This window comes from Candidatus Symbiobacter mobilis CR, assembly GCF_000477435.1.
Classification (GTDB): domain Bacteria; phylum Pseudomonadota; class Gammaproteobacteria; order Burkholderiales; family Burkholderiaceae_C; genus Rhodoferax; species Rhodoferax mobilis.
Genome location: NC_022576.1, coordinates 1,138,139 through 1,152,031 on the forward strand (window position 1 = coordinate 1,138,139; position 13,893 = coordinate 1,152,031).

The 13,893-nt window shown below is 58.7% G+C and carries 11 protein-coding genes; 9 read left to right on the forward strand and 2 right to left on the reverse strand.

The annotated features are described in order from the left end of the window. The first annotated feature begins 5 nt into the window (after window positions 1-5). Entirely contained in the window at window positions 6-653 is a 648-nt protein-coding gene (locus CENROD_RS04735) for a glycine zipper 2TM domain-containing protein (protein WP_022771967.1), read from the forward strand. A 30-nt stretch (window positions 654-683) separates the two neighbouring features. On the opposite strand, the gene CENROD_RS04740 is transcribed toward CENROD_RS04735, so the two are convergent. After that, window positions 684-2,021 carry a multifunctional CCA addition/repair protein gene (locus tag CENROD_RS04740; protein WP_022771968.1) on the reverse strand — a complete coding sequence of 446 codons (1,338 nt, stop codon included), beginning with the start codon at window positions 2,019-2,021 and terminating at the stop codon, window positions 684-686. A gap of 108 nt (window positions 2,022-2,129) precedes the next feature. Between CENROD_RS04740 and pilB the strand changes: the two genes are divergently transcribed. From pilB to CENROD_RS14285, 7 genes are all read left to right on the forward strand, one after another. Further along, window positions 2,130-3,878: a type IV-A pilus assembly ATPase PilB gene (gene pilB / locus CENROD_RS04745; protein WP_022771969.1), complete on the forward strand. Its 1,749-nt coding sequence runs from the start codon at window positions 2,130-2,132 to the stop codon at window positions 3,876-3,878. A gap of 146 nt (window positions 3,879-4,024) precedes the next feature. Continuing rightward, entirely contained in the window at window positions 4,025-5,251 is a 1,227-nt protein-coding gene (locus CENROD_RS04750) for a type II secretion system F family protein (protein WP_022771970.1), read from the forward strand. After that, complete coding sequence (locus tag CENROD_RS04755) at window positions 5,251-6,159, forward strand: prepilin peptidase (protein ID WP_022771971.1); 909 nt, start codon at window positions 5,251-5,253, stop codon at window positions 6,157-6,159. The genes CENROD_RS04750 and CENROD_RS04755 overlap by 1 nt, the downstream gene beginning before the upstream one ends. Window positions 6,160-6,214: 55 nt before the next feature. After that, window positions 6,215-6,877 carry a dephospho-CoA kinase gene (coaE, locus tag CENROD_RS04760; RefSeq protein ID WP_022771972.1) on the forward strand — a complete coding sequence of 221 codons (663 nt, stop codon included), beginning with the start codon at window positions 6,215-6,217 and terminating at the stop codon, window positions 6,875-6,877. 34 nt (window positions 6,878-6,911) lie between these two features. After that, window positions 6,912-7,691, forward strand: a complete 780-nt coding sequence (gene zapD / locus CENROD_RS04765; protein WP_022771973.1) for a cell division protein ZapD — start codon at window positions 6,912-6,914, stop codon at window positions 7,689-7,691. Window positions 7,692-7,745: 54 nt separating this feature from the next. After that, on the forward strand, window positions 7,746-7,985 hold the full coding sequence (locus CENROD_RS13030; protein ID WP_022771974.1) for a DNA gyrase inhibitor YacG: 240 nt from the start codon (window positions 7,746-7,748) through the stop codon (window positions 7,983-7,985). 639 nt (window positions 7,986-8,624) lie between these two features. Beyond that, window positions 8,625-11,570 (forward strand): methyl-accepting chemotaxis protein, encoded by a 2,946-nt coding sequence (locus tag CENROD_RS14285; protein ID WP_022771976.1) that lies wholly within the window; start codon window positions 8,625-8,627, stop codon window positions 11,568-11,570. 433 nt (window positions 11,571-12,003) lie between these two features. On the opposite strand, the gene rpiA is transcribed toward CENROD_RS14285, so the two are convergent. Then, entirely contained in the window at window positions 12,004-12,690 is a 687-nt protein-coding gene (gene rpiA, locus CENROD_RS04775; protein WP_022771978.1) for a ribose-5-phosphate isomerase RpiA, read from the reverse strand. A gap of 89 nt (window positions 12,691-12,779) precedes the next feature. Between rpiA and CENROD_RS04780 the strand changes: the two genes are divergently transcribed. Then, a complete protein-coding gene (locus CENROD_RS04780; protein WP_022771979.1) occupies window positions 12,780-13,889 on the forward strand; it encodes a quinone-dependent dihydroorotate dehydrogenase in 1,110 nt (369 codons plus the stop codon). Window positions 13,890-13,893: the final 4 nt, after the last annotated feature.

Sequence of the window (13,893 nt, forward strand, 5' to 3'; positions counted from 1 at the left end):
ATCTCATGCGCCATGCACTCTACCTCTCCTACCTTGCCGCCGCAGTGCTGGCTTGCACGGCGGCCTCCGTCTGGGCTCAGACTGCGCCCACAGCCAAGGAAGCCCGTGCCGCAGCCAAAGCTCGCCTGGAAGCAGACAAGAAACTCTGTGCCGATGAGAGTGCATCCGCTGCGCGGATGCAATGCCGACGCGATGCACAGACCGAGTACGAGCGTGCTCTCGCCGCCATTACCGCAACCCCCGCCAAACCTGCTGCCTCCGCGCTGCAAACCACCACTAGCTATTGCATCGATTGCGGGCGCGTGATCAGCGTGACGGTCACAGACCAGCCCTCCGACCACAACACCGTGGGAATGATTGCCGGGGGCGTGGCTGGCGCTCTGCTCGGAAGGCAGGTTGGTTCCGGACGAGGCAAGGATCTGGCCACGATCGCCGGTGCCGCTGGCGGCGCCTACGCGGGCAAAAAGATTCAGGAAAACCTCAACACCACCAAAGTGTGGACAGTACGCGTAGAGTTTGGTGGCGCTGAACCAAGCAACTACGGGTTCTCGGAAGACCCCCACCTCGTTGCAGGCGATGTCGTCCAGCGTTCGGGCAACACCATCGTTCGCTACGTGCCCCCCGCCGCAAAAACACCCCCTGCCAAGAATTGACGGGCCGACGACAAGGCGGCAAACACGCCCCTACGCTGTCTCCTTCCCTTCCCTCCCTATATCCTGCACTACCCCATCCTCGGCGCCAGCGGCTGCATTCGCATGCAGCCATGCTTCCACGGCCTGCACCCTGGCTTGGTGCAGGAGGGTGCCCACATGCTCCCCGCCTTGGGGCTGTGCCTGGAGTGCGATGGCCCGAGCATCCACGGCAGAGGCCGCGCTGTACACGTTGCGCAGCCATTCCCCCTGGGGATACGGCTGCGCAGCGTGCCCTTGTCTCCCCCGGGCATCGCAAGCACAGGCTTGCAGCACCTCTTCCAATCGCTGCGGTCTGCGGAAAGCGTCGATGCGCGCCAGCAGGCCCACCAAGGCTCCAGCATCCAGCGCCCTGCATCGATGGATGGCCCCATGTTCCCGCGCCACGACCAAAGCCAATTCCCTGCACCGCGCAGGCAGTTTCCATCTGCGTGACACAGCTTCGATCAGCTCCTTGGCGCGCTCTTCGTGGCCCGGATGATGAGGCAAGGCACGCACTGGCGTGCTGCCCTTTCCCACATCGTGCAACAGGCAGGCCAGCCGCACTTCCAGGGAACAACCCTGGGTGGCGCTGTCGTCGAGCACCATCCCCACGTGGGTTCCCACATCTCCTTCGGGATGCGCGACAGGACACTGCGGCACGCCCCACAGCCGATCCAGCTCGGGCAACACAATAGCCAGCGCACCGCACCGGTGGAGCACATCAAGCATTCGGGACGGCTTGGGCTGCATCAGCCCCCGCGCAAGTTCCTGCCACACGCGCTCTGCGACGAGGTGGTCTGCTTCCCCCCCTCGCACCATCTCCGCAAGGATGTTTCCCGTTTCCGGCGCGATCCGGAAGTCCGGCAATGCTGCTGCAAAACGTGCGATCCGCAAAATTCGCACGGGGTCTTCGCGGAACGCCTCCCCCACATGCCGTAGCAGCTTGCGTTGCACATCTCCCCGACCATCGAAGGGGTCGATGATTTGCATCACAGTGCGCTCGGGGTCGCAGCGAATGTCGGCCTCCCACTCGGGTACATCCTCCGCTGGTACGGCCATGGCGTTGATGGTGAGGTCTCTTCGAGCCAGGTCCGCTTCGAGCGTGACCGATTCCTCGGCATGGAACACGAAACCGTGGTACCCCTTGCCCACCTTGCGTTCGGTACGAGCCAGCGCATACTCCTCCCGCGTCGTGGGGTGCAAAAACACAGGGAAATCCCGCCCGACAGGCAAAAACCCGGCAGCGAGCATCTGCGCCGGCGTAGCCCCGACGACCACCCAATCGTGGTCGACGACAGCCTTACCCAGCAAGGCATCGCGTACCGCGCCCCCGACAAGGTACATTCGCATCCTGTTTTCTCCTCACACTGACTGCACCTGCTGCCCCCGAGATCGTTGGGTTTGGCGTGCGTCTCCACGATTCTCCCCATCCCGGGCAGGATAGTGCCCGGCACATCCATGGTTGCCTCTGAGTCCCCCACTGCCGACGCTCCCCATGCTGCTTCTTTCGGGGAACTTCCCGGCGTAGCCAATGCCTTGATTCGTGCAGGGCGCATCCAACCATCGCGAGCGCAGGAAATACACCGCAAAGCCTTGGCACGCAAAGTGCCGTTCACTGCGGAACTTCTCGGAAGCGGGGTGTTGACCCCTTCCGAACTGGCGCATTTCCTGTGTGTGGCGTTCTCTCTGCCTATGGTCGACCTCGATGCCGTCGACCCCACCCGCATCATCCGTGACGCCCTTGATACCCGACTGTGCCAGGAACAGCGTATCGTCGTCCTCGGCAGACGGCATAACCGCCTCGTCATCGCGACTGCCGACCCGACCGACAAACAAATGCTGGAAAAGGTCAAATTTGCCACCCGGCAAAACGCCGACTGGGTGATTGCCGAATGCGACAAGCTCCACAAGTTCATCGCGGCGAACCTGGCTTCGACGGTAGACACCATCGAGAGCCTGGTAGGGGACGAGATCGAGTTCGAGGACATGGTGTCCGAGGCCGCCACCGACGATGCATCCTCCACTACCAGTACCGAGGTCGACGAAGCGCCCGTGGTGCGCTTTTTGCAAAAGATGCTCTTCGACGCGTTTTCGATGCGCGCTTCCGACCTGCACTTCGAACCCTACGAGCACACCTACCGGGTACGTTTCCGCATTGATGGGGAGTTGCGCGAAATCGCCAATCCGCCGATCGCTATCAAGGACAAGCTCGCTTCGCGCATCAAAGTCATTTCCCGGCTCGACATTTCCGAAAAGCGCGTCCCGCAAGACGGCAAGGTGCGCCTGCGCCTCAGTGCAGACAAGGTCGTGGACTTTCGCGTGAGCACCCTGCCAACGTTGTTCGGCGAAAAAATCGTTATCCGGATTCTCGACCCCAGCAGTGCCAGGTTGGGCGTCGATGCGCTCGGGTACGGGGCGATCGAAAAACAGCGTCTGCTCTCGGCCATCCAGCGCCCGCACGGGATGATCCTCGTCACCGGGCCTACCGGCGCGGGCAAGACCGTCTCGCTCTACACCTGCCTGAACCTGCTCAATCAACCCGGGGTCAACATCGCCACGGCAGAAGACCCTGCGGAAATCCAGCTTCCCGGCATCAACCAGGTTTCGATCAACGACAAAGCAGGGTTGACATTCTCCGTCGCGCTCAAGGCTTTCCTGCGCCAGGATCCAGACATCATCATGGTCGGCGAAATTCGCGACCGTGACACAGCGGACATCGCCATCAAGGCCGCGCAGACTGGGCACCTGGTGCTCTCCACGCTGCATACGAACGATGCCCCGGCCACCCTCGTACGGATGCGCAACATGGGCGTAGAGCCTTTCAACATCGCTTCCAGCGTGATTTTGATTACCGCCCAACGGCTGGCGCGGCGGCTATGCCCCAGATGCAAGCAGCCTGCAGAGGTTCCCTCCAGCGCATTGTTAAGCGCTGGATTCAAGGCCGAAGATCTGGACGGTAGCTGGAAACCGTACCGCTCCGTGGGGTGCAACGCCTGTCACAACGGCTACAAAGGCCGCGTTGGCCTGTACCAGGTTATGCCCATCACCGAAGAGATGCAACGTATCATCCTTTACGACGGTAGTGCGCTGGACATCGCCGCGCAGGCGCAATACGACGGTGTCGCGACGCTGCGAGAGGCTGGCTTGGTCAAGGTGCGGGAAGGACTGACCTCGTTGGAAGAAGTGCTGTCGGTCACAAACCCTTGAGCCTGCTTGAGCCTTTGGCTTGAGCTTCTTTTTTACCCTATTCCTCCATCGTCCCTCATTCTTTCTCCTGCATCCTTCCTCCTTCGTACATTCAGCGTTCCGGTTCTCGGCCCTTTTTCTCCTCGTTTCTCAACTCCATTCCTATCATGGCAGTCAGCACCGAAAAGACCAAGACCACAGTCAAGGAATTCGTCTACGAGTGGGAAGGCAAAGATCGCGGCGGGAGACAAGTTCGCGGTGAAATCCGTGCAGCGGGCGAAAACCAGGCCATGGCGGCCCTGCGGCGCCAGGGCGTGACGCCCACCAAGGTACGCAAGCGCCGCATGAGCGCTGGCAAAACCATCAAGCCCAAAGATTTGGCCGTGTTCACCCGGCAGCTCGCCACGATGATGAAGGCCGGCGTGCCCTTGCTGCAAGCCTTCGACATCGTCGGGCGCGGCAACCCCAACCCCAGCATTACCCGCCTGCTGAACGACATCCGCACTGACGTGGAAACCGGTACCTCGCTAAGCGTCGCGTTCCGCAAATATCCCTTGTATTTCGACGCCTTGTACTGCAACTTGGTCGAAGCCGGGGAATCCGCCGGTATCCTGGATCAGTTGCTGGACCGGCTCGCCACGTACATGGAAAAGACCGAGGCGATGAAGTCCAAGATCAAATCCGCGTTGATGTACCCGATTTCTGTCGTCATCGTGGCCTTCGTCGTGACGGCGGTCATCATGATCTTCGTCGTACCGGCATTCAAGGAGGTGTTCGCCAATTTCGGCGCGGAACTTCCTGGCCCGACGCTGATGGTCATCGCGATCAGCGAAGTCTTCGTCACATACTGGTGGCTGATCTTCGGCGGCATCGGCGGAACGATCTATTTCTTCATGCAAGCCTGGCAACGCAACAAGAAAGTGCAATTGATCATGGATCGAGTCATGCTGAAGGTGCCAGTCTTCGGCGTGCTGGTGGACAAATCTTGCGTGGCACGGTGGACGCGCACGCTCTCGACGATGTTCGCTGCGGGGGTTCCGCTCGTCGAAGCGCTCGACTCCGTCGGCGGCGCCGCCGGCAACTCCGTCTACGAGTCCGCGACGATCAAAATCCAGCAGGAAGTCTCGACCGGTACTGCGCTGACTGCTGCGATGACGAACGCCCACCTGTTCCCCTCGATGGTGCTACAGATGTGCGCGATCGGGGAAGAATCCGGTTCCATCGACCACATGCTCGGCAAGGCCGCAGACTTTTACGAAGCCGAGGTCGATGACATGGTCGCAGGCATTTCCAGCCTGCTAGAGCCGATCATCATCGTCTTTCTGGGCACCGTCATCGGTGGCATCGTCGTGGCGATGTACCTGCCCATCTTCAAGCTGGGTCAGGTGGTCTGATGGATGTCTTTTCCGGCGCAGGCGCCTTGCCCGCTGCCCTGGCAATGGGGCTGTTCGGTCTGCTGTTGGGCAGTTTTCTCAACGTCCTCATCCTGCGCCTGCCGCAAATGCTCGAAGCCCGCTGGAAGAGGGAGTGCGCGCAAATCCAGGGCGATGCCAATCCCGTCGCCAATACCGAGGGCGCATCTGGAACCAGCTTGGGAACCAACACGGGCAATGCTTCGCCCTCGTTCAACTTGTTGTCCCCGGGTTCCCATTGCCCTGCGTGCAAACACGCGCTGGCGTGGTACCACAACGTGCCAGTATTCAGTTACCTGGCGCTACGGGGACGCTGTGCCTTTTGCGGAACACGCATTGCGCTACGGTACCCCGTCATTGAGCTGGCCACGGCAGCGCTGTTTTTCGCCTGCGGCTGGCGCTGGGGCTGGACCGCAGAAGGCTGGACATGGAGTGGCTTCTGCGCTGCCTTGCTGGCGCTGGGGATGATCGACTGGGATACCACCCTCCTGCCCGATGACCTGACGCTTCCTCTGCTGTGGGCTGGGCTGATCGCCGCCGCGCTCGGGGTCACGCCCGTCTTGCTGGCAGATGCCGTATGGGGCGCCGTGGCTGGCTATCTCGCGCTATGGAGCGTGTACTGGGGCTTCAAACTCCTCACGGGCAAAGAGGGGATGGGCTACGGCGATTTCAAGCTCTACGCCGCATTGGGCGCGTGGTTCGGGTGGCAGGCACTGATTGCCATCATCTTGCTGGCCTCCGTCATCGGCGCCATCGTCGGCATTGCGCTCCAGGCGCTCGGCGGCCTGCGCGACGGGCGGTACGTTCCCTTTGGCCCCTTTCTGGCCTCTGCCGGGCTGGCTACGCTGTGGTGGGGGCCTGCGGCCCTGCTGGGCCTGATTGGCCTGTAGCCACGCGGACGCTTGCCATCCGGCTTCCCCACTGCTCCCCCAACCCATCCCTCCCATGGCCGGGAACCACGCTTCCCACCGCCCTTTCCGGCTAGGCGTGACTGGTGGAATCGGTAGTGGAAAAAGCACGGTGGCGTCTCTGTTGGGAGCCTGCGGTTTCCCGGTGCTTGACGCTGATGCCGTGTCCCGTTCGCTGACGCAGGCTGGTGGCGCTGCCATCGCGCCCATCGCGCATGCCTTTGGCCCGACGCTGCTCACTCCACAGGGCGCATTGGATCGCCCTGCCATGCGCCGCCTCATCGTCACAAACCCCGAAGCCCGTGCGCGACTGGAAGCCATCCTGCACCCGATGATCGAGCGCGAATTGCGAAGTCTGGAACGCGCTGCCACTGCCAAAACCGTAGTGCTTGACGTACCGCTGCTGCTTGAATCCGCACACTGGAGCATGGACATCGACCATCTCATCGTCGTCGATTGCAGCGTCTCTACGCAAATCGAGCGGGTACGCCAACGCAGTGGCCTGAGCGACGAGGAGGTGCATGCCCTGCTCGCAATCCAGACCGACCGCGCCACCCGTCTTGCCCATGCAGACAGCATCCTCCTCAACGACGGCTGCACCATCGAAGCATTGCGCCAAGACGTCGAAGCCCTGGTATACCGCCTCGGGCTATCATCGCCACGCACCGCATGTACCGTGCCCCTTGCGCCCCAGGCGTGACGTTGCACGCCTCGTCCTTCTTCCCCGCCAGTCCATGCCCGCAATAGACGCCGCGTCGGTATACGAATACCCCCTCAACGAGCGGCTGCGTACCTTGCTGCGGTTGGAGCAGCTCTTCGACCGCCTCGAAGAACTCCTTGAACGAGATACTCCCACCGATCATCACTTCGCGCTGCTGACGCTGTTCGAGGTGCTGGATGTCACCAACCCCCGATCCGAACTCCGGCAGGATCTGCTCAAAGACTTGGGCGAGCACCTGTGCTTCCTGCAACCCTACGTGGGGGACGACCAATTCGACCAGACTTGGCTCACAGCCATGGTCAAACACCTGCAAAGCTGCCGCACTAGGCTGGAATCGACGACCAACCAAACGTCCAAGGCCTTACTGGAAAAAGACGCTTGGCTGGCCGCGCTGCGTGGCCGCATTCACATTCCCGGGGGTACTACCCCCTTCGATTTCCCGCAATACCACGCCTGGTTGCGCCGCAGCGTAGAGCAGCGCAGGCAGGATCTGCGCAATTGGATCGACGCGATGGATCCCTTGCCCGCTGCGGTTGCGCTCGTATTGCAACGCGTACGGGATTCGGCCATAACCTATGACGTGCTTGCCAAAGCCGGGCGCTTTTCCCAACCGTTTCCAGAAGACAGCGCCCCGTCACTCGTTCGCCTGCTGCTCGACCCTGCCACAGGCATGTTCCCCGAAACCACCGCAAACCGACTCCGCATCGCCGTGCGAATGATGCAGCTCAGCCCGGAAATCCAAGTTATTGCCGTGGACGTGGATACCCCCTTCCAAATCCAACTCTGCGCATGAACCGCTCTGCGTAGGAACGATCCCGCCAACGCATTCCACGCTTGCCACACTGCCATGAATACGGAAAAACGGGTGCCATGCCCTGCATGTCGACAACCCAGCGTCTATTCCCCCTCCAACCCGTTCCGCCCTTTCTGCGGTGCCCAGTGCCGTGCCATAGATCTGGCTGCGTGGGCCAGTGAAGGCTATCGCGTCACCGCCGTGAGCACTACCGAGGGGGAAGACTATGCTGTAGGTATAGCGTCCCGTACATCTCCTAGCAACCTGCCTCCACCTAAGAGCCTATTCCAGTAGGGGCTGCGCCATCACATTGCACGCGGCGGCGGTGCTCGGAATCCTCATGTACTACCAGTACATTCCGGTTCCTGCGCTCCGGCGCCACGCACACTGCTTCGGCTCGCCTGCCTACTGAAATAGGCTCTAAACCCAAGCTACTTCAGCCGTACTTCAGCATTGGGACTTGGGACTTTGGATTAGGGCGAGAATTTCAAGCTCCACAATGACTTACGAGAATTGATGGACTTATCAAATGGACAAACACAAACGGAATGAGAAAACGGCGGTTGCGACTATCTCCAATCCGATGGCAGTTGACGCCAACTCAAGGTAACTGCCGGATTTAGGTTCAATTTATCCCCCTCAATACACCAGAATTCTCTTATTGGCGTTGGAACGTTTAGGTATTCCTTTCACCCTCTTTTCCAAACCCTGCCCGAGGTCAGGAAATTGCGGAAACAATTCGGAATCAGTCGTATGGTTGTCATCGGTGATCGGGGCATGATCACCAAAAAATCCATTGACACAAACCGTACGCAGACAAAGACCAAACCGCCAAGAAGGAACGTGACCTAGTTGCGAAAGCCGAGCGTTCGATGAACTGTTTGACAAAGCAATGATTGCTATCATTGCAAAGAAATTACTTTTGGAGTCCGTATGAGCGATCATGTCACCAAAACACACAGAGCATGGCGTCCTGCAGGGCTTTGGGGGCCCGGCATGCGGTTGATGGGAAACTTACAGTTTTCTTCCAAAGCTCTGGTGATTAGCCTTGCCTTTGTGATCCCCATTCTCTCGCTGGGATGGTCTGCTACCCAGTCTTATCTGGAAAACCTGCGAACTACACAACACGAAATTGAGGGTGTGCGTGTTTTGCGATCATTTGTTCCACTCAACCAGCATTTGGTGATCGCCAGGAATGCAACCCGGGCCATGATTGGTGGTTTCCATGCCTCAGACGCCTATCAGGCCAGTCGCGGCCATGCTGATGCCATGTTTACCAAGCTGGATCAAGCACTAACCCAGACGGCAGACCCATTAAAGATTCGTGAGGCATTCAACGACCTTCGCCAAACATGGGATGCAACGGCCCAATCAGGCAACGGACTCGATGCCAGCGGCCAAAGCACAGTTTTCGTGCCTGTCACCAATGCCGGAATTGCACTGCTGTCACGCATATCCGACCGTTCAGGTTTGGTGCTAGACCCTGAAATGGACTCACTGTATCTGGGTCTGGTAGTTGTGCAAAAGTTGCCCATTATCCAAGAAAATCTGGGACAGATCAGAGCCTGGAGCACGTATCTGGCGTCCAAAGCCGGTAGCATCTCTGCTGATGATCGCTACAAAGCCTTATTTCGATATGTCGTATGGGACGCGCAGCTCCGCTGGGATATCAAAGACGTCATCGCCTATGTCGAAAAAATTGTCGCCTATAAGCCTGAACTCAAAGCGAAGCTTGATTTGTCAGCACTCCAGCGGGTTGAGGCCTATCGAGCACGTGCTTATCAATCTGTCATGGAAGAAAACATACATACCGCGAGCGCACTTTGGGATGACGGAGGTCAGGCTTTTGAAGATTTTACCAAAACCTTTGAGCAGACTGTACCCCTGCTTGAGGGTTTATTGAAGCAAAGACTGGATAACCTGCAAGTGCAAAACTTGACGACGACTGGTGTGATTACCGTGATTTTGCTATTGGCAGCTTATCTGTTTTACTGCTTCTATTTAGTGACCAGTGGTGGTTTGCGTCTCATCGACAAGCACTTGCAGCAGATTGCCGCTGGTGATGTAAGTGACATACCAGCGCATCCATTTGGGAATGATGAGCCTGCTCATGTGCTCAACTCGCTGATTGCAATGCAAAGTGTTCTGACGCGATTTCAGGCAGCACAAGACGAATTGGCACAACAGCATGGTGCTGGGATGTTGGACTACCGCATGTCTACCCAAGATCTGCCAGGTGCATACGCCACCATGGCTCATTCCATCAATGAGGTGGTGCAAACACATATCAGTGTCAAGATGAGAGTGGTTGAGGTAATGACTGCTTACACCGAAGGTCGGCTTGACGTCACGATGGATCGTTTGCCGGGGCAAAAGGCCCAAGTCAGTCATGCGATGGACAAAGTTCAACAATCGCTGCGTGATGCTGCCGAGGCTGCAGGTTTCAACGAGCGTATTCGCATGTCATTGGATAGCCTCCCAGTATGCGTAACGGTTTCCAACGCCCAGGCCATGCTGGTTCACGCAACACCAAAAGCCAAAGAGTTGCTGAAGCTATTTGGAGGTTGTACTTTTGATACCGACAGGTTTTACGGCAACAAGCTCTCAAGCCTGTTCAAGGAACCTGACCATGCAATACGCTTTGAACAGTCCGTACGTACCGGAGCAGCCACCGACCTAAAAGTTGGCGGTCACATGCTCAGAATAATGACCAGCCCGGTACACGACAGCAGTGGCCAGCCCATCGGACACATCACCCAATGGCTTGATCGTACCGACGAAATAGCATCGGAACAAGAACTGGATGACATGGTGAATGCCGCATCCCGCGGTGATTTCAGCGGCAGACTGACACTGGACAGCAAGACGGGCTTCTTTGCCAGAATTTTTGCTGGCATGAATCAACTCATGGATACCAGCCAACAGGGCTTAAGCGATGTGGCCGGCGTGCTTGCTGCCGTGGCTAAAGGCGACCTAACCCAGCGTATCACCCACGATTACCACGGCCTGTTTGGCAAAGTCAAGGACAGCGTCAATACATCTTCAGACAACCTGTCCCGGGTCATCGCGGAGGTTCGTTCGGCATCCGATGCGTTGACCGGCGCGGCAAACCAGGTCAGTGCCACTGCGCAAAGTCTGTCACAGGCCGCCAGCGAGCAGGCTTCAAGCGTTGAGCAAACCAGTGCTTCCATAGATGTCATATCAGCGTCTATCAACCAAAACAGCGATAACGCGAAGATCACCGATGCAATGGCGGCCAAAGCCACAAAAGAAGCTATTGAGGGTGGAAGCGCCGTCAGTCAGACAGTCACAGCGATGAAAAAAATAGCGTCCAAAATTGGTATTGTGAATGACATTGCCTACCAGACGAACCTTCTGGCACTCAACGCTGCCATTGAAGCAGCACGCGCTGGTGAACATGGAAAAGGCTTTGCCGTTGTAGCCGCTGAGGTGCGCAAGCTCGCCGAACGCAGCCAGGAAGCCGCCAAGGAAATCAGTGAATTGGCAGGGAGCAGCGTAACCACTGCGGAGATAGCGGGCCAATTGCTCAACGAAATTGCCCCAAGTATTCAAAAAACTTCTGAACTGGTGCAGGAAATTGCTTCCGCCAGTTCTGAACAAAGCGAATCCATCATGCAGATTGGCGGGGCCATGGGACAATTGAGCAAAGCTACCCAGCAGAATGCCAGCGCATCTGAAGAGCTTGCAGCTACCAGTGAAGAACTATCTGGACAGGCAGAACAATTGCAGCAAAGCATTGCATTTTTCAGGACGGATGACGATCCCATCCCAACCAGGGTTTCTACGCCATCATTCGAATACCGAGACAAGACAAAAATCTCAACAATCAGACCTTTGATTGCTGTCACTAATCGGTGAATTGGGTCCACCCGAGGATCAGCGTAATGGAGCCGGTTTTGGGTAACTGAGAGGCTTCAGAATCGATTATGAACCTATTTCAGTAGGCATGCGAGCCGAAGCAGTGTGCGTGGCGCCGGAGCGCAGGAACCGGAATGTACTGACAGTACATGAGGATTCCGAGCACCGCCGCCGCGTGCAATGCGATGGCGCAGCCCCTACTGGAATAGGTTCTATGCTGTTTTTGCCTGCAGGGGTGTTATCAACAGCGCGTCGCCTGATCAGTGACCCATGTTCGGCTGGCCTTGCCCCCCGGATGGGACTTGCCGTCTGGAGTTCTCTCCGGGCACGGTCGCGCAGGTAGCCTTCAGTACAGGTCCTTGCCATGCACCCTGTTGGCCAGCGGCGTTACACCGATACGCACGCAGAACCTTACATCAACCGTGCAGAGAATTCAGGCGCAAAAAGTGAGGGTGCGAACGCCCTGTCCCGTCCCAAGTAGGCAGACATGCGCCTTCTGCCTGGCAAATATCCCCACCGTAACAACCCCCGGCCACTGACTTACTTGGGCTTCTAACAAGAGGGGATCCGTGATTTGCAACCCACGAACGTCGACGATGTGCATGCCGTGGTTCGTCAGCAGCGCAGCCCCGCCGCATTGACGAATCGTGGCCTGCGCCCCCATGGCCTCGAACTGCCGGACGATCCTGCGCTCTGCGACAGGCAGCACTTCTACAGGTAAGGGGAATGTCCCCAGCAAGTCGACGAGCTTGGATTCATCGGCAATGCAGACAAAGCGCCGGGACTGGGCTGCGACGATTTTTTCGAGGGTCAGTGCGGCCCCGCCGCCTTTGATCATGTACCCGTGGTGGTCGATTTCGTCGGCACCATCGATGTACACCCCCAGTTCGTCGACGTCGTTGGGGTCAAGCACCGGGATTCCCAGTTCGCGCAGCAACGCAGTGCTGGCGGGCGAGGTGGACACAGCCCCCTTGATGCGATCACGAATCCGTTCCAGTGCGTGGAGAAAGCAGTTCACCGTCGATCCGGTACCCACTCCGATAATTTCGCCCCCGCTGACGTATTCCAGGGCGGCTTCGCCGACCAACGTCTTGAGTTGCTGCTGGGATAGTGCCTGCATGGGGGCCTCCTGAGGTAGGCATCGTCGATACACCAACGCACAACGAATGCAACGCGCAACGACTGCGCAAACAACGGAAAGCTTATCCGATGGCACCCTTTCCCTATGCGCTACTGCGGCCCTGGCTATTCCAGCTCGACCCCGAATGCGCCCACACGCTCATGATGGGGATGCTGGAGCGCACGCAGCACACCGTTTTGCGCCACTTGTATGCGCAACGGCGCGTCGAGGATCCCATTCGCATCGCGGGGTTGTGCTTTCCCAATCGGGTCGGTCTGGCTGCGGGGCTGGATAAGGACGCCCGCTGCATCGATGCCCTGTGCGCAATGGGTTTCGGCTTCGTCGAAGTGGGAACGGTGACGCCCGTCGCGCAACCAGGCAACCCCTGCCCCCGGATGTTCCGCCTCCCCACCGCGCAAGCGCTGATCAACCGGATGGGTTTCAACAACGACGGGCTGGCCGCCTTCGTCGACCACGTCACGCAATCCCGGCACTACCTGCGCAGGCTCACCAGTCATCCCACAGCACCCCCTTCGACGATCGTGGGCCTGAATATCGGCAAAAACGCCCATACCCCCATCGAACACGCAGTGCAGGACTATCTACGCTGCATGGATACCGTCTTTGCCCACGCGGACTACGTCTGCGTCAACATCTCCAGCCCCAACACGCACAACTTGCGCGACCTGCAACGCGATGCAGCGTTGGATGCGCTGCTGGGGGCATTGTGCGAACGCCGTTCACTTTTGGCGCAACGCATGGGGCGGCATGTACCGATCTTCCTGAAAATCGCGCCCGATCTCGACGCCGAACAGCTCGACGCCATCGCACGCACATTGCGGCAGTATGGTTGCGACACCGCAGGCAACGCGAACGACACGCTAGGCGTCATCGCGACCAACACCACCCTGGATCGCAGCAACGTCGCAGGGCTGGCGCACGCGCAGGAAGCCGGGGGGCTGTCCGGCGCTCCACTGCGCCACGCCAGCAACCAAGTTGTCTCCCAACTGCGCAAGCTGCTAGGCCCAACCTTTCCGATCATCGGCGTCGGAGGCATCCTGTGCGCGGAGGATGCTGTCGAAAAAATCGATGCTGGGGCAGACCTCATCCAGCTCTACACGGGGTTGCTGTACAACGGGCCTGCTTTGGTGGGCGAGGCAGCGTCAGCCATCCACGCAGCGTGCCGTGCGCGCCCCTGATCGA